Raw genomic sequence first — 19,161 nt, forward strand, 5'->3', positions numbered from 1 at the left:
CCCTCATCCCCCGTTGGTCTTAAAATCATTTCCAATCTCAACGAACCTACCCTCAGCTTTCACGAACTCGATGAACCTTTTGTAAGTTGAACGAACGCTTAAAGTTTCGGAATCCCCAACCACTATCAGCTTCCTCTTTGCCCTCGTCAGCGAGACGTTTAATCTTCTCAAATCCTTCAGGAAGCCAACCTCGCCCCTCTCGTTTGAGCGCACGAAGGAGAGGATTATGACTTCCTTTTCCCTGCCCTGATAGCCATCCACGGTTCTGACTTCTATTTCCTCGGGAACGAGTGAGCTGATTAAGTCACGCTGGTCGTCGTACGGCGTTATCACGCCAATCCACTCTGGCTTGACGCCCATCTCGAGGAGCTTCTCAACGGTCTCGGCCACTATCCTCGCCTCAAGTGGGTTCTCCCTGCTTTCGCTCCCGCGCCTCTGCCTCTCCCACTTCTCCGGGTGTTTGGATATGTCCACGAAGACGAGCGGTTCGCCTGGGTTCAAAATTGAGTCCCAGGGCTCTCCAAATCCTGGCCTCATCACCTTCAAATCGGCCAGCGTTATGTTCCCCACGCTCTCATCGGCCCTTATCCTTCCGCCGTAGAACTCCCTGCTCGGAAACGCCATGAGCCTCTCGTTCATCCTGTACTGGACTTCGAGCATCTGGGCCTTGGCTGAATACCTCTCTATCAGGCCCTCAAAGAGCGTCCTGCTCAGCGCCTTTGCCTCTTCGCTCAGAATCGTCGGCGGCAGCTGCTTGTGGTCACCCGCTAAAACGAAGCGTTTGGCACGGTTTATAGGTATTAACACGCTTGGTATTGTTGCCTGTGTCGCCTCGTCTATGATCGCCACATCGTAGTCTGCGTAGCCGATTACCTCCAGCCCGGCCGAAGCATTGGTGGTGAGAACAACGTCTGCCTCCTGGATTATCTCTCTGGCTATTCTCTCCTCCAGCTTTATGGCATCGTCGAAGGTCTTCTGGACGAGCTTGTTGAGCTTTATCCAGTTGGCCATCTCCCTGATGAGTTTTGCTGATACCCCTCTCGTGCCCCGCCTCCTCCTCGACAACGCAAGGATTTCACTGTCGGTCAATCCGCGCCTGTACTTCGGCAGGGGCTTTGTGAAGGTGTCACGCTTTTCCGCGAGGTTCTGTGCCGTGACTCGGAGTTCTCTCAGCTCGCCGTATAGGTCATGCTTGGTCATGAGATATGCAAGAGTTGTCTCGTGGAGGTGTTTGGAAACGCGGCTTGGGTGTCCAACCCGGACGATTTTCAGGCCCGATTCTGCTAATCGCTCAACGAGGTTGTCCACAGCCACGTTGCTCTCTGCCGTTGCAAGAACCTTGTGGCCGCGCTCTACTTCCTGCATTATCAGCTCGGCCAGCGTTCTGGTTTTGCCCGTTCCAAAAGGCCCGTGGATGAGGAAGAAGTTGGGGCTCCCGAGTGCCTGGCTGATTGCTCTCCTCTGACTCGCGTTCAGGCTTTTATCGATCGGATCAGACTCGACCGGCTCGCTTTCTTCTGGATCTCTTAGGCCGAGATAGAACTCCAGTGCCCTCTTTCCGCCCTCATAGAGGTGTTCAAGGTTTTCAATCCAGCGCTTGAATGTGATATCATTGGCGTAGAGGTCTAACCTTACTCCTTTAAGCGCCCACTCCGGGACAGTTTCAAGGGCGACTGTAATGAACCTCTTACCCTTCTCGACGACGGTTCCAACTAAATCGCTCTTCAGGGGGTCGCGTTTGCTGATAACTACCAAATCTCCTACGCCTATCTCCGTTTTAAGTTCCCGATCTCGACCGTATTTTACCATGAAGTATCCTAGTTCTTCCCCGATGATTTTGCCGTTCAGGCCAAGAATTGCTCTGCCTACCTTCTCACGCTCTCTGCCGCTCAGCCTTTTCATCTCTGCCCTCATAGCTTCTATCTCGGCCTTTCTCTCGTACTCTACGAGAACCTTGAGGTGGTTGATGAACTTCTCAAGCTCCATTCTCGCTCCCAAACGGAGGAAAGAAGAACGTCTTAAAAGGTTGAGGGTTGGTCAGCCCATGCGAGTTTCCTCACCGCTCGGACGAAACTTCCCTCATCATCCCAAGAAGAGTAGAGAAAGGGGGTTAAAAAAGCTAAGCCTTCCCAAAGGAAATTACTGCGATGATATCCCTTTGGAAGGATTTCACTGCCTTCATGTGCCTTTCTTCAACGCGACCGCAGCAGGCGACGCGGTTGTAGAATATCTCCAGCTCCCTGAGTAGATCCGCGAGCTCCCTCTTGGTGCTTTCACTGTACCCGTTGTTCAAAAGCTTGCCTCTCAGAAACGGTATCACTTCCGACGGCCTTCCGAGGGCCGCCCAGAAAAGGCCTTCCTTCAGTATTTCACCCAAAATCTCCTCAAAACTAAATCCCCTCACATTCAAAATCCTTTCCTTAGCGATGGGTTTGGTACTCCCCCCTCATTGTGGAATCACCAAAAGGAAGGATGTTTGGAAGTATTTTGGCTTTTCGGCAATAGTCTTGATGTGATGACAAAATGTGGAGAAAAAGGACCTAACTCTCGGACGAACTGCCATTTATTTCTGCTCTTTTTGTCACATCATCAGGGCAATGACGCCGAGCGTGAGCAGTATCGGTGCCGCGTAGGATAGGGCTATTGCGAGTCTTTTCATGGGTGCCACCGTGTCCAAATGTACACATTTGTTTATAAAGTCTACACTTGTAAAGTTGTCAAATATAAAGCTACTGGTTCGAAGCTGTACATTGAAACCGCGGCCGAGTTCGATCCTCGATGTGAAAACCCTTAAAAACCCCTGCCAGATTCATGTTAAAAAGGAAGGGGAGGTTCACGAATTATGGGGGAATTTGAACAAAAACTTGTCAATGCAATTAAGGGCTACACCTTCGACGACGTTCTTCTGGTTCCGCAGGCAACCGAGGTCGAGCCGAAGGACGTTGACGTTTCGACCCAGATAACTCCGAAGATTAGACTCAACATCCCGATTCTCAGCGCGGCTATGGACACCGTCACCGAGTGGGAGATGGCGGTAGCGATGGCCAGGGAGGGCGGCCTCGGTGTCATCCACAGGAACATGAGCATCGAGGAGCAGGTCGAGATGGTAAAAAAAGTCAAGCGCGCCGAGCGTTTCATCGTCGAGGACGTTATAACCATCGAACCCGACGAGACTCTTGACTATGCGCTCGTCTTGATGGAGAAGAACGACATCGACGGCCTTCCGGTGGTCGGAGAAGACAGAAAAATTATCGGAATCATCACCAAGAAGGACATAGCTGTGAAGGAAGGCAGGCTCGTGAGGGAGGTCATGACCAGGGATGTCATAACGGTTCCGGAGGACATCGCCGTCGAGGATGCCCTCAACCTTATGGTTGAGAACAGGATTGCTCGCCTCCCCGTGGTCGATGGGGACGGTAAGCTGGTCGGAATCATCACAGTGAGCGACCTCATGATGAGGAAGAAGTACAGGAACGCAGTGAGAGATGAAAACGGCGACCTGTTGGTTGCCGCCGCGGTTGGTCCCTTCGACTTGGAGAGGGCCAAGGCTCTTGACGAGGCAGGGGTTGATGTTATAGTCATCGACACAGCTCATGCCCACAACCTCAAAGCGATAAGGGCGATGAAGGAGATAAGGAACGCCGTTGATGCCGAGTTAATCGTCGGAAACATCGCCAACCCGAAGGCCGTCGATGACCTAACCTTCGCCGATGCCGTAAAGGTTGGGATAGGGCCAGGAAGCATATGCACCACACGCGTTGTCGCTGGCGTCGGCGTTCCACAGATTACCGCTATAGCCATGGTGGCTGATAGGGCCCAGGAGTACGGTATTCACATCATCGCCGACGGGGGTATACGCTACTCCGGCGACATCGTCAAGGCAATAGCCGCTGGAGCCAACGCTGTTATGCTCGGCTCGCTCTTGGCTGGAACCAAGGAAGCCCCTGGAAAGGATGTCGTCATAAACGGCAGGAAATACAAGCAGTACCGTGGCATGGGTTCCCTCGGAGCGATGATGAAGGGCGGGGCTGAGAGATACTACCAGAAGGGTCACATGAAGACGCGCAAGTTCGTCCCCGAAGGAGTCGAGGGGGTCGTCCCCTACACGGGAAGTGTTGGAGAGGTTCTCTACCAGCTCGTCGGCGGCCTGCGCTCGGGAATGGGGTACGTTGGTGCAGCAAACATCGAAGAGCTCAAGGAGAAGGGTGAGTTTGTGATTATAACCCAGGCGGGTGTCAAGGAGAGCCACCCCCACGACATCTTCATCACCAACGAGGCGCCGAACTATCCGGTAGGGAAGTGATTTTGAGTCTGTTCTTTTTCCCTTTTGCAGAGGTGCATGAAGGTTCTTCCAGGATAACTTGAGAAGTGTGAACATTGACGGCGTTGTATTTTGACAAAGCGTCGAGCACTTCCCATCGCTTTGAATCTCGATTTTTTTGAGCCATTCCATCAAAATCTTTGAGATTAATTTTTCCTTTAATTTTGACAATGATTTTCCTCTCCGCTTTGAGGGCCCCAACTTTCTCTATAAGCTCTTTATGAGTTCCTTCAGATATTTTTCTCTTGTTGAACAACAGGATTCTATCGCACGGAATTTCAGCCTCCTTCCGGTTGTAGGTTGTCAAGAGTACTGTTGTCCCTATCTCCTCTGAAGGTTTTAGGATAGTGTCCATTGATTCTTCTCTCGGCCTCTGTCTTGGGAATTCTCCACAGTTCGGCCATGAACTTAAGGTTTTTTCCACGCTGACCCTCCACTGGAAGAGACCAAATAAATCCCTATCCCCGCCGAAAATTGTGAAGATTTTACCCCTGATTTTGTTGTGCCCTTGGATTGAATCGTATCCGCTGATGTAGAGGTGGCCCCTCGTTGGTATAACAAGGGCGTTGGCGATTTTGCAGAGTGTAGTTTTTCCAGCGCCGTTCGGACCAAGGAGGCCGTATATTTCGCCTTCTTTAACTCTAAAGTTGATATCAACCAATGCGGCAATCTCTTCCCGCGGTGTTCTGAGAAAGTCCCACAGGCTTTTCAAGTCGAACAGGGACTTTATTGGAGGAAGGTAGTACTTGGTCAGATTAACAGCCTCTATCACTTAAACCACCCTGATTACGTACGTTCTTCTTTTTCTTTCACGTCGAACCAATCCCATGTCTTCAGGATTCCTGATAGCCCTGCAAGTGTTAGCTCTGCTGAACAGCTTACTTAATTCTTTTTGGGTTACCTCATTGTTGTCAAGAATGAAGTCTAATATTTGTCTCTCCAGCTCGCCCAGCTCGTGCTTGTGTATATTGTTTAGTTCGATCTCCACTTTGAGAAGCAACACAAGTTTTCCGTTTTCACATTCCTCCTTGAGAATGTGTACTCTCATTAGACTCACCTCACATGTGCCCCAGCGTTCCCAGCCGTCTCGCCTTGTTAAAGCCCCACCTGAAGGGGAGGTACCCTACGAGGAGCATTATGGCCGTGATGAGGAGCATGTTCATCAGGCTGGGGAGGATTTGAGATAACGAGTAGCCGCCACCCATTGTGAGCTTGCCCATTTTAAGGATGTAGGTTTCGGGATGGATTTTTGAGAGGGGCTGGAGTCAAGAGGGGAGTTTATCGGGCGGAAAGTAAAGCCCGCTGACGAGCTGGGCAGTTATATTGAAGAACCAGTTTAAAGGGTCCTAGGTGGCTTTGGTTGCTATTCTGAATCCGGCTGAGAACAGGTCGAGGGCAAAAATTAGCAGGATACCGCTCAAGATGACGACCAGAACGCCGAGGTTAAAGTGAATTCTCAAACCGAAAAACAGGATGTACGCAAGTGTTATGAGAAATGTCAATCCTAAGTTCCACAGAATTCGCCAAGCGTTGATTCTAATGAAAATGGAAGTTAGTGAGGCCGGAGAGTTGTAAAGGACTGGGAACACCCTTCCAAGAACGAAGTGATGAGATGCTCCCTCTCGGCAGAGAGACGAGGTTGTGGATTATTGAGCCTATGAGTAAGGTAGTCAAGGTAGTTTGGAGTGCCATATTGAGCGATGTTGGCGTTGATTGTTATCAGCTTGGCAAAGATGCCTATGAAGATTATGTTCAAAGCTAAGCCTATGAACTGCAAAAGCAGGTCAAAACGTCTTGAGAAGAAGACTTCCCTTTGGATGAAGACGAAAGCTTTGACTGTTCTAACGCCCTGCACTGCGGCAATTGAACCACCCAAAGCTAGTTGGTGGAATTGCGAGTTTTGCCGGTGTTTTTGAGAGCGTAACTGGAGTTAACTACTTCGATGAATTAATCAAAGCGATTGAGCGGATTTTTAGGAGCGCAGAGTCAAAGCGCGTGAAGGAGTACATGAAGCGCCTCGGGATTGACAGGGAGGCAAAGATGGCAGTCGTAGTCCAGAGGCAGGTAAACCCAAAGCTCTCCGGAGTACTCTTCACCCGCTCTCCAAACGAATTAGATAAGGCATTAGTTGAGTTCGTCAAAGGTTTTCCCGAGAAGCTTGTTGGGGGAAAGAGGGCGGTAAGCGTATCCTTCTTCCGCGCGACCCCACCAAGGTCAAAGACCCCTTGATGAGGGAACTCATTGAAACCGCTCTTGAAATTGAGGAACTCTTTGGAAACCCCACGACATCGAGTGGGCCCACGACGGAACCCTATGGCTCCTCCAGTTGAGGGACATAACGGTACTGGCTCGAAAATCAAAGAAAGTGAAGGAGAGCTCAAGGGCCTCACAAGGATGGCACAGGCTCACTGGAGTTCCAGCCGGTCCTAGAAGAGTAAGAGGAAAGGCTTACTTCGTTCTCGATGATCAGCCACCTGAGGAGGCTGAAAAGCTCTTCCCCAAGGGAGGGGTACTCGTGACGTACGTACTCCACGCTGAATACTACGGCCTCTCCATGAAGGCTTCTGGTATAGTGACAAAGGTTGAGAGCATTCTCTCTCATTCCGCGATAATAGCAAGGGAGCTCGGAATTCCGTGCGTCACAGGTGTAGATGTGAGGTAATTCGAGAGGGTGACGAGGTTATCGTGGACGGTGATGAGGGGGCTGTTTACATCAGAAATCCATGAAAGATGTTTGGGAGACTCAATCTCTGGGAGGCGAGCTGGGAGGAAGACGAGCTCACAAAAAAGCTCAGGGAGGGGTACTTAACGGCACTTCAGGAACTGGATGATGGAAAACTTGAAACAACGATACCCAGGGCCTTTGAGTACGTTAGAAAGCTCTACCCTGTTAATAAAGAGAGGGCCTTTAACGTCTACCACTTCATCAACACACTGATGGAAGAGGGAACTCCGATGATTCTTGCCGGAAAGTTCAACGTCGTTGAAGTCTTCGCCCGCGCTGACCGAAAGGAGGAACCGAGAGACGAAACCAAGAAACGGCTGTTCGAGATTTATAACCTTCTCAAACGGTTCATCAATTACACCGATGAAAGAATCAGAGACATCCCGGCCATGCTCTTTGGCCTGGGGAAAACCGTTTAAGCCCTTCCACTTTTCTTCTCCTGGTGGTGGGATGAGAATTGGAATCATTGGAAGCGGTGCCGCGGGGTTGACCGCTGCAATAGCCCTCGCGAGGCGCGGCTTTGATGTCACTGTCATCGGAAAGGGGTTCAAAAACACTAACTCATACCTCGCCCAGGCGGGGATAGCCTTTCCAATCCTAGGCGGTGATTCTCCTAAAGCCCACGTTCTCGACACCGTAAAGGCCGGCAAGTACCTCAACGACGAAGAGGTCGTCTGGAACGTCGTGACAAAATCCTCTGAGGCTTACGATTTTCTAACATCGCTCGGTCTTGAGTTTGAGGCCAACGAGACGGAGGGGGGACACTCCTTCCACAGGGTCTTCACGATAAGGAACGAGACCGGAAAGCACCTGATAAAGCTCCTCCACATGGCCTCAAGAGAGCATGGGGTGAACTTCGTCGAAGGCCTTGCCGAAGAGCTCGCCGTTAGAGATGGTATAGCCTACGGCGTCTTTCTCGATGGGGGGCTGCTGAAGTTCGACGCTACCATTCTGGCCACGGGCGGCTTCGCTTCGCTGTTTAAGTACACCTCCGGCTCGCCCCTCAACCTCGGAACGCTGATAGGCGATGCCGTCATAAAAGGTGCTCCAGCAAGGGACCTGGAGTTCGTCCAGTTCCATCCCACAGGCTTCATCGGGAAGGAGGGCATCAAGCTCTTGAGTGAGGCCGTCAGGGGAGCTGGAGCTAAGCTCGTGACGGATGACGGCGAGCGCTTCGTGAACGAGCTCTCCACGAGGGACATCGTAGCGAGGGCCATATACCACCAGATGCAGGCTGGAAAGAGAGTCTATCTCGATGCAACTGGCATAGAGAACTTCAAACGTAAGTTCCCCCAGATATACGCCTTCCTCATCAAGGAGGGAATAGACCCCTCCAAGGACCTTATTCCAGTCTTTCCAATAGCCCACTACACCATCGGCGGGGTAGCGGTCGACCTGGGGTACCGCACGGGTATTAAGAATCTCTACGCAGTTGGGGAAGCCATGAGCAACGGTTTCCACGGGGCGAACAGGCTGGCGAGCAACTCTCTGCTGGAGTGCATCGTGAGCGGACTTGAAGTTGCCAGAACCATAGCGAGAGATAGGCCGAAGCTTGGCGGGGTTCCAGAGGTTCCCTACACCTTTGACTCTCTGGGTGATGTTGAAGCCCTCAGGGAAATACTGTGGGAGCACGCTGGAATAGTGAGAACTGCCGAAGGCCTGAGGTTTGGCTTGGAGAAGCTTAATGGGATTGAGGTTGATGGAAGGCTTAAGCTGCTCGCGAAGGGTGTTCTTGAGTGTGCTTTGGCAAGGGAGGAGAGCAGGGGGAGCCACTACCGTGATGACTTTTCCGTCATGAGGAAGGAGTTTGAGAGGCCGAGCTTCTTCGACGGGAGGTGCAGGCTCTGAGCCCAAACATTTAACTTCTCATCGAATCATTATCATACCCGGTGAAACGGGTGGAGCTCCTCTACCTCATAGCCTCCTTCGCAGTCATCATCGCCCTCATCTGGCTTAAAATCAACATCGGCGTCTCGATATTCGTCGGCTCACTTGTTCTGGCCTTTCTGTTCGGCATGAGCCCCTCCGATGCGGTTGTGGCCCTCTATCATTCTGCCACCTCCTGGGAGACCATCAGGCTCGTACTTATCATCGCCTTCATCATGGGGATGACCTCGGTGTTCTCACAGATCGGCTATTTGAAGGATATGGAGGCCGCCGCGGGCAACCTCTTCCCCAAGGCCAAGTACTCACTGGCAATGCTTCCGGCCCTCATAGGCCTCATGCCGATGCCCGCTGGCGCCCTCGTTTCGGCCCCCATGATAGAGCCCGTCGCGGGCAGGTTTGAGCTGAAGCCAGAGGATAAGACGCTGGTCAACTACTGGTTCAGGCACATATGGGAGCACTCCTGGCCGATGTACCAGGCCATAGTAATCGCCTCCGCCATCGTCGGGATTTCCATAAGGGAGATAAGCACCAAGATGTTCCCCCTGACGGTTCTTATGGCTATCATCGGCTACCTGATGCTGATTCGGCCCCTTCCGGATGACGGGAGTGGCGAGGGCGACTTCAGAACCGGCCTAAAGCTCCTCCTGAAGAGCACGTACCCCATACTGGTTATCATACTCGTTTCAATCGTTCTGGGCATCGACATGGTCTACGGTGCTTTTCTCGGCTTCCTCTCGGTTCTCATTCCCAACCTGAAGAGGGTGAGCCTGAAAGAGGTCATTGCTCATGCCCTCCAGCCCAAGATAGTCTTCCTCCTCGTTTCGGTCATGTACTTCAAATACGTCCTTGAGGTTACGGGGGCCGTGGAGGCCCTCCCAAAGGGCATGTTGGCCATGAACCTCCCAGTAATCCTTGTCCTCATGGTGACGCCCTTCGTTGTCGGCCTGATGACGGGCATAAGCTTCGCCTACGTCGGCATGACCTTTCCGCTGTTGCTCCCCTTCTTCACGAGCTTTGACAGGGTCGCCCTTGCCTATCTAAGCGGCTACATGGGGATGCTATTCAGTCCTGTCCATCTCTGCTTCGTTTTCTCGGCCGAGTACTACGGGGCCGAGCTCCGGAAGGTCTATTTGAGGCTGCTGGTTCCCGCTCTGGCCATCTTCCTGCTCGGGCTTCTTTACATCACCGTTGTGCTTTAGAACAAGCTTTTATACCCCTGAGCATAGCATTCTCTAGGTGAGATCATGAAAATGGATGAGCTCGTTAGGGAGATTGAACGTCTCAAAGAGGAGAGAAACGCCATAATCATGGCCCACAACTATCAGCTGCCCGAGATTCAGGACATAGCGGACTTCCTCGGTGACAGCCTTGAACTCGCAAGGAAAGCTGTTAACGTTGATGCGGACGTCATAGTTTTTGCGGGCGTTGACTTCATGGCTGAAACTGCCAAAATCCTCAATATGGAGAAGACCGTCCTGCTGCCAGCGAGGAGGGCAACCTGTGCGATGGCCAACATGCTCAAGGTGGAGTACATCCTCAAGGCCAAGGAGCAGTACCCGGACGCGCCGGTGGTTCTCTACGTAAACACCACCGCCGAGACCAAGGCCTATGCCGACGTTACGGTTACCTCTGCCAACGCCGCGAAAATCGTTGGAAAGCTCGATTCTGACGTCATCATTTTCGGTCCCGACAAAAACTTGGCCCACTACGTCGCCAAGGTCACCGGAAAGAAGGTCATCCCCGTTCCTGAGTACGGCCACTGCTACGTGCACAGGCAGTTCACCCTTGAGGATGTCGAGCGCGCAAGAAAGCTCTACCCCAACGCCAAGCTGATGGTTCACCCGGAATGCGAGCCGGAGGTACAGGAGAGGGCCGACATCATAGTCTCCACGGGCGGAATGATAAGGCGAGCTCCCGAGCACGACGAGTGGGTCGTCTTCACGGAGAGGGAGATGGTCTACCGCCTTCAGAAGCTCTATCCGGACATCAAGTTCCACCCGGCTAAAGAAGACGCCATCTGCATCGGCATGAAGGCGATAACGCTCAACCACATCTACGAGTCGCTAAGGGACATGAAGTACGAGGTTGAAGTTCCAGAGGATATAGCCGAGAAAGCCAGAAGGGCCATAGAGAGGATGCTGGAGATGAGCTAAGTCTGTAGGGAAAGATTCTACCATTTTTGTCAAGTACAGAGGGAAACTTTTTAAGGATTTTTACCTCTTTATCTAACATGAGCCGCGAGGAAACAATGGCCCAAATTGTGATGGACTATCTCAATCTCAGCGTTAAAGGTGTCGAGCGTGAGCTGAGGATTTCTGAGGACATCCGAATAAACAAAGCAATAACAATAATCGGCCCAAGAAGGGCTGGGAAGACCTTCTACATTCTTCAAAAGTTTTCCAAACTGAGGAAGGCTGGTAAAGCAGCCGTCTTCTTCCCTCTCGACGATGACAGGATATACCCTCCAACACCCGATGACCTTTCAACTCTCGTGAGGGTATTCTACGAGCTCTTCCCGGATGCCGACGAGAAGTACCTTTTTCTCGACGAGATTCAGAACGTCCCCAACTGGGAGCTTTTCGTTAAGCGTGTCATGGAACGTGATGGGTTCAGGGTTTACTTAACCGGCTCCTCTTCAAAACTCCTCAGCAGGGAGATAGCAACGGCCCTTCGGGGAAGAACTCTAACATTCGAGATGCTACCCTTCAGCTTCCGAGAGTTCCTTAGAGCGAAGGGGATTGAGGTGGGTAGGTATCTCTCAACGAGAGAAGAGGCGGTTGTCAAGACTCTTCTGAGGGAATACCTAGAGTTCGGCGGCTTTCCAGAGGTTGTTCTTATCGAGGACACATACCTAAAGCGGAAAACGCTTTCCGAGTATGTGGATGTGATGCTGTATCGCGACGTTGTTGAAAGGCACGGGGTAAAGAATTTAAAAGCTGTGAGGCTGTTCCTGAAGCTTCTCATAACGTCCTTTGCCAAGGAGTTCTCGGTGAACCGAACGGCTAGGTACATGAAGGGTATTGGCGTGGACGTCAGCAAGAACACCCTCTACAGCTACTTCGACTACTTTGAAGAAGCTTACGTGATCTTCCCGCTCAAGAAATTTTCCTACAACTTGAGGGAGGTTGAGAATAGCCTTCCCAAGGTCTACGTCGTTGATACGGGTTTGATAAACGCCTACTCGCTTCGCTTCGGGGAGACCATTGGTAGGCTCATCGAGAACGCCGTTTTCCTTGAACTTAGAAGACGTGAGAATGAGCTCTACTACTTCAGGGACGAGCGCGGGAGAGAGGTTGATTTCCTCGTGAAGGATGGAAAGGATATCTCGGAGCTCATACAGGTCAGTTATTCACTTGAAGCCCCCGAAACGTTCGAACGAGAGATCTCGGCACTGGTGAATGCCTCGGAGAAACTCGACTGCGAAAACCTCACGATAATAAACTGGAACAGAGATGACATTCGTGAGGTCGGAGGGAAAAAGGTCAGGCTCATCCCTCTCTGGAAGTTCCTGCTTGGAGGTGACAGTAATGATTCACCTTAGTTATCTCATTCGCTTCGTAGAGGAGGACGCCCCCTTCGGCGACGTCACGAGTGAGGCAGTTATTCCGGAGGAGTTGAATGCAAAGGCCGTAATCATCGCAAAGCAGGAAGGAATAATAGCGGGCGTTGAGGAAGTCAAGGCCCTCTTCGAGCACTTCGGGGTTAAAGTTGAGGTCAGAAAGAGGGATGGCGAGGCCGTGAAGAGGGGCGACGTCCTCCTTGAGCTCGAAGGGAACGCGAGGGCAATACTTCTCGTCGAGAGGACAGCGTTAAACGTTATGGGCAGGATGAGCGGCATAGCGACCGAGGTCAGAAAGCTGGTGGGGAAGGCCAAAGCCATAAACCCGAGGATTCGCGTCGCCGGAACTAGGAAGACCCTCCTCAAGCCGATAGATAAGAGGGCGATACTCATAGGCGGCGGTGAGCCCCACCGTTTTTCCCTTAGCGATGCGGTACTCATAAAGGACAACCACCTGGCTCTTGTCCCCCTGGAAGAAGCTATAAGGCGCGCCAAGGCCTTCAGCGTCTACACGGTCGTCGAGGTTGAGGTCGAGACCCTCGAGGACGCCATCAAAGCGGCCAGAGCAGGTGCCGACGTTGTGATGCTCGACAACATGAAGCCTGGGGAAATAGCCGAGGTTTTAGAAGCCCTCAAGCGGGAAGGGCTCAGGGAGAGAGTTAAAATTGAAGTCAGCGGTGGAATAACGCCCGGGAATATAACCGAATACGCCAAGCTTGACATTGACGTTATAAGCCTCGGCTACCTGACGCACTCGGTGAGAAACTTTGATGTCAGCCTCGATATCGTTGGGAGGCTGTGAGTTTTATCCTTCCATGCGTTTTTCTTTTGGGTTCCCTTCTGTATCTCTCGCCGGCCAAGGCAAAAATTTAGGGTGCCGCCCGAACTGTTGGAGCTCGTAATCATAATTCTGCACTTATTTTCTCCCCAGTGCACTTGCATACCTGCTGTTTCGTATAAGCTCCTTCACCCGTTCAAGGGCGGTTAAGTATGCATCTTCTGTGGCATCTTTTAAGTACTCCTCGTACTGTGGCTTCATCGCACGATGCAACCGCGAAGGTTACTGTAGCGAGGATTGCCGCCAGCGCCTGCACAATGTAGCAGAGTGCTAATACAAACTCTTTCCCGTTAATCTCAACCTCAATCTCAGCACCAAATCCATCGGATTCCTTCAGCTTTTCAAGACTTGGCTTAACACAAAATTTAATGTCCATCACTATCCTCATTCTTCGCTCAATTCTTTCAGGTTTTTAAGGAGTTCTTTGTAGTCATTAATTATCTTTAGGTACCCTTTAATCCCGTTCTCCTCAAATATGCGAGTGCAGGATTCCAACTCTTGGATGGCCCTGTCAGTGACGTTTATTGCAACCTTCGCAAACTCTTTAACCGGTACCCTACAGACCTTCCTGTAATCCACACTTACGAGATAGATATACTCATCCTCCCTGAACCCGTAGATGACTAAAGTTGGATCATAACTTCCAAGAAAGGATCTCAAGAACAGGTCTGATGCCAATTTGTTAAATTTGTTTTTCAATAGTCCTCTGGGAATTCTGACTTCATTGTCAAGCCAGTTCGGGAGCTCTTTAGGGATCTTAAAGCTTCATCCGTAGGACCTTACGTTCTTGGGAACTTCCCTATACTTCCACAGGATAAAAAATCCCTCTCCCTCATCCGATACCTGTTCTCTCTTCTTTCTACCCCTTAACCAGTTCAATATACTCAATCCCACCACCCCGCATCATTCAAGCTTCTTTTTCCTTAACATCCTTCCAGCATCCTCAGGCTCCAAATCTCCTTACTTAACAGCCCTTATGACATTTTCCGCTATCTCTATGCTTTTTTGATCCATTTTCACACCTCAAATTTTAGTTAATATTCTCCTCAATTCCTCATCAACCTTTCTCCTCTCCTCCTTAACCTTTGCAAGCTCAACGAGTATGTCCTCAACTGGCAAAATCTCCTCTTTCTCATCAACTGAAACATAACGGGAAGGACTCAAGTTATAATCGTTCTTTCTTGCCTCCTCTATTGTTATGATCTTTGAAAAACCTTCTATTTCCTTCCAGCCGAAATATGCATCAAGTATCTTCTTTATGTTTTCATCCGTCAAATAATTCTTTGGTCTTCCCTTTGCAAACTCCTTTGAAGCATTTATAAGCAAAATCTCGCCCTTATGCTTCTTCGCCTTATTTATCACAATTATGGTTCCGGGTGCTGTTGTGTTGTAAAATAAATTATCGGGAGTAAAATCACTGCTTCAATAAGCATTCTTGCTGATTTTGAGAGCAAAGAAAGAAGTCTTCTCATAGCAACAGATGTAGCATCAGAAGGTCTCAATTTGCAGATTGCAAACGTCGTCGTAAACTATGAATCCCCATGGACTCCGATAAAGCTCGAACAGAGGATAGGAAGAGTTTGGAGACTTGGGCAAGAAAAAGAAGTGTTTGTATATAACCTCTTCCTTGCAACTAGAGCAGATTTAGATATTGCTAACGCTCTTTATGTAAAGCTTCTTAACATACATGAAGCTTTGAGTGATACAAGAGCAATACTCGGAGAGAAGATTCATGCCGCGTATGAGAAGGATGTTGGTAGCGTGGATCAGATATTCGAACCAGTTTCTGAGCTTGGCGAGGTTAAAATAAAAGGTAGGAGAAGAAAGATAACAGAGTATAGGATAGCGCTTTCGCAGATCACTGGAGAATTTGACGAACTTATGGAACTTATAGCGAGGCAGATTGCAGATCTTAAAGATGAGATATTTAGAAAGAGAATATATCCGACAGAGATTGCAGAATTTATAAAAGAACAACTTCAAAGACTTGGTGTAGGAGATTCAGAGAAGATAGAAAAGTTACTATTAGACGTGGTAAATTTGTGTTCTCTAGAAGTTAGGAATGTTCATGAAATTTATGAACTGCTGAAGACGATTGATGGAAGAATACCAGAAATACTTGTTATATTGGACGACAAAGAGGGCGTTGACTATATAGTGATTGCTACCGTAAAGTTTGCTGAGCATGAGATGAAGATTCCGCTCGTAGTCTTTGGAGATGATATTAAGATGGGTATAGATGCTTTGAAGTACATTATTGAAGTCGTGAAAAGATCAATAGTCCCGGATGATATCTATTATGAAAAGCAAATAAGGCCGGGAATAGGTATTAAGAGCATGATCAAAATTAAGCTTGAAGAAAGATTTAACTCTCTCTTACGTCCTTACAGGGAATACTCTTCAAAATATGGAGGACTTTGGAAGGATGTTGGTATAAAAAATATAAGACTCGAAATTTTGACAACAGTCTTAAGACTACCTTCTACACCCGGAAATCCAGAAGAGTATGATGAAAGTTTTAGGAAGAAAGTCGAAATGGCTGCTGTGGAGTTTGTAAAAAGATATGAAGAAAGAGAGGGTAGGGTAATAGAAGACAGGCAAAATACGATGAAGTTTGACTTCTATACATATCCAAAAAATGAGAAGGATGTTCAAGAGGGTATGAGGAGAGGTGAAAGATATATAGAAGTAAAGGGGCATGCTAGGGGCGCTGTGTTCTCAATACTTCCAAAAGGCGAGTTTGAGTTCGCAAAGAGTAGGGGAGATAAATACTGGCTTTACGTTGTGTATAACGCTTTGAGTGATAATCCCATATTAGCTACCATTAGAGATCCCATAAGCAAGCTTGCTATCGAGAAAGAAAAAAGGACTAAGGTTATTAAGGAAGAAGTCTATAAAGTTTATTTCAAACCCAGGATTTAACAATTTAAATAAATATATCACTCGCTCGACTCCTTTGAGTTTGGCAGGAAACTAAGACGGAAGATAAATAACTTTAAAAGTAATAGGGGCAATATACTATTCGGAAAAAGTTAAGTACGGAATACAGGGTGTTGGTGAGTTTTATGAGAAGTCTGAATGAAATTTTGGAAATCTTCTCACAAATTCCTTTGGAAGTCTGGAACAAAATTGTTCAGGAAGAACCAGAATGGAAGAATATGCGAGAATTTCTTGAAAAATATGGATTCAGCAGATTTGCAGTTCTCATGACAGCAGCCGGATTAAACGACTTTCAGCTTAAAGGAAAGGCCGAGGTAGCATACTGGCCAAAAATAAGAGAATTGCTGGAGTCCTGCAAACCTCCTGAAAGCCTGTCCGACCTAAAATCGATTCTTTCAGAATTTTACAGCAGAGAAAGATTGCCAGATCTAAAACTGAAGAGATTGAGTCGGTTCCTTTCAAGCAGACTCGCTGAATGGTTATGGGAATCAAGTGCAAAGGATGTTGCTGAGAATTTCGTCAAGATTTGGTATGAGCTTGCTACAACAATGAAACAGAATAGAGATGCAAAAACAATTGTCTTTGCGATGAAATGCCTCGGGATTGCACTTCTCATGGCTGGGGAGACTAATTTCAGTTTCGAGAGTATTCCCATTCCTGTGGATTACAGAGTCAGAGAATTCACGAGAAGACTCGGTATAGCCGTGAATACTGACGAGGACGTGCGAAGATTCTGGAACAAAGTTCTGGAGGGATTGAGAAAAAATGGCCAGAGAATAAACATGATTCACCTTGATTCTCTGATATGGCAGATTGGCGTGCTGAGAGATTCTGAGATAGTGGATTATTTTTCGAGATTCGGTTTGAAGGAAGTTGGGGAGAGAATATCGGAGGTGTTGAGAAGATGAGGCTATGTGTAGTCCCGTGTGGAAAGTTAAAAATCTGGGACAAAAATCCTGATGCAGGACCCACAAAGGCAAAGGACGTTTACATTGGTCCCTTTGCAAAAGCATGCATTGATTATGCTGAGAGATTTTATCCCCGAAGATATGTGATTCTATCTGCCAAATACGGTTTTCTCTTTCCGGATGAACTGATTCCCGGAAATTATAACGTGACATTCAACGATCCAAAAACGAACCCGATAGGGGTTGAAGAACTGAGAAGACAGGCAGAGCAAAAAGGATTGATGAAATATGACGAGATAGTTGTTGTTGCGGGTAGCAATTACGTGAAAATAGTCAGAAAGGTGTTCGCAGGAAAGAAGATCATAACTCCGCTCAAGGGGCTTGGAGGAATGGGTCTAATGATATCTGCTATAAAGAGAGCCATAGAAGATGGAAGGGAGCTTTAAATTATTTAATTATTTATGTAAAAAGCATGTTGGGAGCTGATCTGAATGGTCAGGTAAACCTTTAAAAAAGCTATACTCACCCCACAGCCTGAAAAGGTTGGAGAAATTAAAATTCAAAAATTTGAAGCAGGTAAAGTGAAAATTGCCAGGCTTTTCATAGAAGGCAATTTCAGCAGAAGATTTGTATGCAAGAAAAGCACTGGAAAAAGTTTCAGAACTGGATTTCAAAGCGGACTATTTTCTGACTCCAAGTGGATTTTTAATAATTCCTTGAAAGTTCAGAAGATTTGAAGAGGCTGCAGAAGAAGGAAAGTTATGGGTTGAGAAACTGCTGAGAGGTATTGAGATAAATGCTAATCACGTTCTCGTTGGTGTGGATTCCTACAGCAGCAACAGCATCAAAGAACCACACGTCGAGCTCTCCATCACTTACTCTCAGGGAGAATGGCACTGCACAGGTAAGATATATCCTACAGTTCATCTGGAGAAGGGATTGGCCAAAGCTGACATGGACTCTCACTTTGTAGAGCTTGATGACAGGGTTATGGTGGAGGCCTTAAATCAATACATGAGTTAATTTGAGGTCCGAGGTCCAAAAGAGACAGTATAAATAGAAGATTATTATCTGGGTCGCTCTCATACTCATTGTATATGTACTAACAGACGATACATTCATATTTTACCATTTTTCAACCCCTATGAGCTAGATCTACACCATCTTCAGTTAGATACAGCATTTTTCTCAACTACAAATCTTTCAGCGATTAGGTATTCAAGGTTGAAGCTTAGTTCAAAGTCTGAAACATTACTGAGTTTCGTTTTCAGTTCATCTCTTGTTAATCTCTCCATTTCCAATTTCTTCGACAATCCTTTTTCTCAAAGGATTCATTGAAGCTTTAAAAAGTCGTTCATGCTGTTCTCTATCTCCTTCTCGTTCAGACAAATTCGATTCCTCCTGCGTTTTAACCGAGTTTCAATCTTTTATTAAATTTTCGTTAGAACTTCGGGACGTGTCCGCTTAACATAACCACCTCGTTGTAGTAAAGTATAAACAGCTTACGAAAATTCCAGTTTAAGATTAAAACAGCTAATCGAACAGAAAAAGATCTTTATCCTCTGCTTTAGTGGAAAAACTGATTCAATCTTACTTCTACAAAGGAATTGATGCCCGTATTCTAAATTAAGACTTTTCAGTGCATCGATTAGCAGAGCTTTATCAATGATGAATTTTGGTTTATTCTCACAGTATTTAGCTTCTTTGACAAAATTTGGATTCCTTATTGTGTCCCCAACCCTTATATCTACATCCATGTCATGGATAAAGGCGTTCATCTTTGCCATTGCATAGATAAATGGATTTATTTCCTGTCCATAGAGCTTTAAAGGCCTTTTAACTTCTTTTTTCTATAGAATTCACCCGCCGACTGCCCCGAGTCTTCAGCAAATTTTCTCAAAAGGCATTCGTATGCTCTGCCCAGAATGTCAGGCTCTACATCATCCAAGCCAAGCCTGTACTTGCTCAGACTCTGCATTAACC

Annotated in this window: 25 protein-coding genes and 1 pseudogene; 13 read left to right on the plus strand and 13 right to left on the minus strand. The window is 48.1% G+C overall.

What is annotated here, in order from left to right; all coding sequences use genetic code 11:
• Positions 1–3 precede the first annotated feature (3 nt).
• Positions 4–1,986 (minus strand): IGHMBP2 family helicase, encoded by a 1,983-nt coding sequence (locus A7C91_RS05295; RefSeq protein WP_068665545.1) that lies wholly within the window; start codon positions 1,984–1,986, stop codon positions 4–6.
• 133 nt (positions 1,987–2,119) lie between these two features.
• Positions 2,120–2,404 (minus strand): hypothetical protein, encoded by a 285-nt coding sequence (locus A7C91_RS05300; protein ID WP_394326651.1) that lies wholly within the window; start codon positions 2,402–2,404, stop codon positions 2,120–2,122.
• Between the two features lie 438 nt (positions 2,405–2,842).
• Between A7C91_RS05300 and guaB the strand changes: the two genes are divergently transcribed.
• Positions 2,843–4,303, plus strand: coding sequence for an IMP dehydrogenase (gene guaB, locus A7C91_RS05305; protein WP_068665547.1), 1,461 nt, complete (start codon positions 2,843–2,845; stop codon positions 4,301–4,303).
• On the opposite strand, the gene A7C91_RS05310 is transcribed toward guaB, so the two are convergent.
• The 4 genes from A7C91_RS05310 to A7C91_RS11725 all read right to left on the minus strand — a co-directional run bounded on the left by A7C91_RS05310 (position 4,266) and on the right by A7C91_RS11725 (position 6,176).
• A complete protein-coding gene (locus A7C91_RS05310; protein WP_068665548.1) occupies positions 4,266–5,093 on the minus strand; it encodes an ATP-binding cassette domain-containing protein in 828 nt (275 codons plus the stop codon). The genes guaB and A7C91_RS05310 overlap by 38 nt on opposite strands.
• Complete coding sequence (locus A7C91_RS05315; RefSeq protein ID WP_068665549.1) at positions 5,094–5,369, minus strand: helix-turn-helix transcriptional regulator; 276 nt, start codon at positions 5,367–5,369, stop codon at positions 5,094–5,096.
• A 10-nt stretch (positions 5,370–5,379) separates the two neighbouring features.
• On the minus strand, positions 5,380–5,541 hold the full coding sequence (locus A7C91_RS11720; RefSeq protein ID WP_234394301.1) for a hypothetical protein: 162 nt from the start codon (positions 5,539–5,541) through the stop codon (positions 5,380–5,382).
• Positions 5,542–5,873: 332 nt separating this feature from the next.
• Positions 5,874–6,176 (minus strand): hypothetical protein, encoded by a 303-nt coding sequence (locus A7C91_RS11725; RefSeq protein WP_234394302.1) that lies wholly within the window; start codon positions 6,174–6,176, stop codon positions 5,874–5,876.
• Between the two features lie 8 nt (positions 6,177–6,184).
• Between A7C91_RS11725 and A7C91_RS10775 the strand changes: the two genes are divergently transcribed.
• From A7C91_RS10775 to nadC, 8 genes are all read left to right on the plus strand, one after another.
• Positions 6,185–6,550 carry a PEP/pyruvate-binding domain-containing protein gene (locus A7C91_RS10775; protein WP_199919974.1) on the plus strand — a complete coding sequence of 122 codons (366 nt, stop codon included), beginning with the start codon at positions 6,185–6,187 and terminating at the stop codon, positions 6,548–6,550.
• 136 nt (positions 6,551–6,686) lie between these two features.
• A complete protein-coding gene (locus tag A7C91_RS05330; RefSeq protein WP_199919975.1) occupies positions 6,687–6,983 on the plus strand; it encodes a PEP-utilizing enzyme in 297 nt (98 codons plus the stop codon).
• A 68-nt stretch (positions 6,984–7,051) separates the two neighbouring features.
• Positions 7,052–7,465, plus strand: a complete 414-nt coding sequence (locus tag A7C91_RS05335) for a hypothetical protein (protein WP_068665555.1) — start codon at positions 7,052–7,054, stop codon at positions 7,463–7,465.
• A 31-nt stretch (positions 7,466–7,496) separates the two neighbouring features.
• Entirely contained in the window at positions 7,497–8,894 is a 1,398-nt protein-coding gene (locus tag A7C91_RS05340; RefSeq protein WP_068665565.1) for an L-aspartate oxidase, read from the plus strand.
• A gap of 50 nt (positions 8,895–8,944) precedes the next feature.
• Positions 8,945–10,132, plus strand: a complete 1,188-nt coding sequence (locus A7C91_RS05345) for a TIGR00529 family membrane protein (RefSeq protein ID WP_068665567.1) — start codon at positions 8,945–8,947, stop codon at positions 10,130–10,132.
• Between the two features lie 42 nt (positions 10,133–10,174).
• A complete protein-coding gene (gene nadA, locus A7C91_RS05350; protein ID WP_199920129.1) occupies positions 10,175–11,086 on the plus strand; it encodes a quinolinate synthase NadA in 912 nt (303 codons plus the stop codon).
• Positions 11,087–11,163: 77 nt separating this feature from the next.
• Complete coding sequence (locus tag A7C91_RS05355; protein WP_068665571.1) at positions 11,164–12,474, plus strand: ATP-binding protein; 1,311 nt, start codon at positions 11,164–11,166, stop codon at positions 12,472–12,474.
• Entirely contained in the window at positions 12,461–13,294 is an 834-nt protein-coding gene (nadC, locus tag A7C91_RS05360) for a carboxylating nicotinate-nucleotide diphosphorylase (RefSeq protein WP_068665573.1), read from the plus strand. The genes A7C91_RS05355 and nadC overlap by 14 nt, the downstream gene beginning before the upstream one ends.
• Positions 13,295–13,466: 172 nt before the next feature.
• On the opposite strand, the gene A7C91_RS05365 is transcribed toward nadC, so the two are convergent.
• From A7C91_RS05365 to A7C91_RS05375, 4 genes and pseudogenes are all read right to left on the minus strand, one after another.
• Positions 13,467–13,718: a hypothetical protein gene (locus A7C91_RS05365; RefSeq protein ID WP_199919976.1), complete on the minus strand. Its 252-nt coding sequence runs from the start codon at positions 13,716–13,718 to the stop codon at positions 13,467–13,469.
• A complete protein-coding gene (locus tag A7C91_RS05370; protein WP_199919977.1) occupies positions 13,715–14,008 on the minus strand; it encodes a hypothetical protein in 294 nt (97 codons plus the stop codon). Before A7C91_RS05370 ends, A7C91_RS05365 begins: the two co-directional genes overlap by 4 nt.
• Positions 14,009–14,095: 87 nt before the next feature.
• Positions 14,096–14,224 carry a hypothetical protein gene (locus tag A7C91_RS12155; protein WP_267886210.1) on the minus strand — a complete coding sequence of 43 codons (129 nt, stop codon included), beginning with the start codon at positions 14,222–14,224 and terminating at the stop codon, positions 14,096–14,098.
• A gap of 129 nt (positions 14,225–14,353) precedes the next feature.
• Positions 14,354–14,725 (minus strand): annotated as a pseudogene (locus tag A7C91_RS05375) (N-6 DNA methylase); the annotation flags it as partial.
• 36 nt (positions 14,726–14,761) lie between these two features.
• Between A7C91_RS05375 and A7C91_RS11730 the strand changes: the two are divergent.
• The 4 genes from A7C91_RS11730 (at position 14,762) to A7C91_RS11135 (ending at position 18,201) form a co-directional block, all read left to right on the plus strand.
• On the plus strand, positions 14,762–16,252 hold the full coding sequence (locus tag A7C91_RS11730; RefSeq protein WP_267886259.1) for a protein NO VEIN domain-containing protein: 1,491 nt from the start codon (positions 14,762–14,764) through the stop codon (positions 16,250–16,252).
• A gap of 143 nt (positions 16,253–16,395) precedes the next feature.
• A complete protein-coding gene (locus A7C91_RS05385; RefSeq protein WP_068665582.1) occupies positions 16,396–17,178 on the plus strand; it encodes an N-glycosylase/DNA lyase in 783 nt (260 codons plus the stop codon).
• Positions 17,175–17,624: a DUF6884 domain-containing protein gene (locus A7C91_RS05390; RefSeq protein ID WP_068665584.1), complete on the plus strand. Its 450-nt coding sequence runs from the start codon at positions 17,175–17,177 to the stop codon at positions 17,622–17,624. Before A7C91_RS05385 ends, A7C91_RS05390 begins: the two co-directional genes overlap by 4 nt.
• Before the next feature lie 373 nt (positions 17,625–17,997).
• The gene (locus tag A7C91_RS11135) at positions 17,998–18,201 is read left to right on the plus strand and encodes a hypothetical protein (protein WP_199919978.1); all 204 of its coding nucleotides are present in this window, start codon (positions 17,998–18,000) and stop codon (positions 18,199–18,201) included.
• A gap of 143 nt (positions 18,202–18,344) precedes the next feature.
• On the opposite strand, the gene A7C91_RS12160 is transcribed toward A7C91_RS11135, so the two are convergent.
• The 3 genes from A7C91_RS12160 to A7C91_RS12170 form a co-directional block, all read right to left on the minus strand.
• Positions 18,345–18,479 carry a hypothetical protein gene (locus A7C91_RS12160; protein WP_267886211.1) on the minus strand — a complete coding sequence of 45 codons (135 nt, stop codon included), beginning with the start codon at positions 18,477–18,479 and terminating at the stop codon, positions 18,345–18,347.
• Between the two features lie 201 nt (positions 18,480–18,680).
• On the minus strand, positions 18,681–18,965 hold the full coding sequence (locus A7C91_RS12165) for a hypothetical protein (protein ID WP_068665587.1): 285 nt from the start codon (positions 18,963–18,965) through the stop codon (positions 18,681–18,683).
• Positions 18,966–19,003: 38 nt separating this feature from the next.
• The gene (locus A7C91_RS12170) at positions 19,004–19,156 is read right to left on the minus strand and encodes an N-6 DNA methylase (RefSeq protein ID WP_267886260.1); all 153 of its coding nucleotides are present in this window, start codon (positions 19,154–19,156) and stop codon (positions 19,004–19,006) included.
• Positions 19,157–19,161: the final 5 nt, after the last annotated feature.

Source organism: Thermococcus piezophilus, assembly GCF_001647085.1.
GTDB lineage: Archaea > Methanobacteriota_B > Thermococci > Thermococcales > Thermococcaceae > Thermococcus > Thermococcus piezophilus.

Excerpts from the sequence above, each read along its gene's own strand:
- A7C91_RS12170 (WP_267886260.1), bottom strand. The coding sequence starts at position 19,156 with ATGCAGAGTCTGAGCAAGTACAGGCTTGGCTTGGATGATGTAGAGCCT.
- A7C91_RS05295 (WP_068665545.1), bottom strand. The coding sequence starts at position 1,986 with ATGGAGCTTGAGAAGTTCATCAACCACCTCAAGGTTCTCGTAGAGTAC.
- A7C91_RS05340 (WP_068665565.1), top strand. The coding sequence starts at position 7,497 with ATGAGAATTGGAATCATTGGAAGCGGTGCCGCGGGGTTGACCGCTGCA.
- A7C91_RS05335 (WP_068665555.1), top strand. The coding sequence starts at position 7,052 with ATGTTTGGGAGACTCAATCTCTGGGAGGCGAGCTGGGAGGAAGACGAG.
- A7C91_RS05315 (WP_068665549.1), bottom strand. The coding sequence starts at position 5,369 with ATGAGAGTACACATTCTCAAGGAGGAATGTGAAAACGGAAAACTTGTG.
- A7C91_RS12165 (WP_068665587.1), bottom strand. The coding sequence starts at position 18,965 with ATGGCAAAGATGAACGCCTTTATCCATGACATGGATGTAGATATAAGG.
- A7C91_RS05355 (WP_068665571.1), top strand. The coding sequence starts at position 11,164 with ATGAGCCGCGAGGAAACAATGGCCCAAATTGTGATGGACTATCTCAAT.
- A7C91_RS05390 (WP_068665584.1), top strand. The coding sequence starts at position 17,175 with ATGAGGCTATGTGTAGTCCCGTGTGGAAAGTTAAAAATCTGGGACAAA.
- nadC (WP_068665573.1), top strand. The coding sequence starts at position 12,461 with ATGATTCACCTTAGTTATCTCATTCGCTTCGTAGAGGAGGACGCCCCC.
- A7C91_RS05385 (WP_068665582.1), top strand. The coding sequence starts at position 16,396 with ATGAGAAGTCTGAATGAAATTTTGGAAATCTTCTCACAAATTCCTTTG.
- A7C91_RS05365 (WP_199919976.1), bottom strand. The coding sequence starts at position 13,718 with ATGAGGATAGTGATGGACATTAAATTTTGTGTTAAGCCAAGTCTTGAA.
- A7C91_RS11720 (WP_234394301.1), bottom strand. The coding sequence starts at position 5,541 with ATGGGCAAGCTCACAATGGGTGGCGGCTACTCGTTATCTCAAATCCTC.
- guaB (WP_068665547.1), top strand. The coding sequence starts at position 2,843 with ATGGGGGAATTTGAACAAAAACTTGTCAATGCAATTAAGGGCTACACC.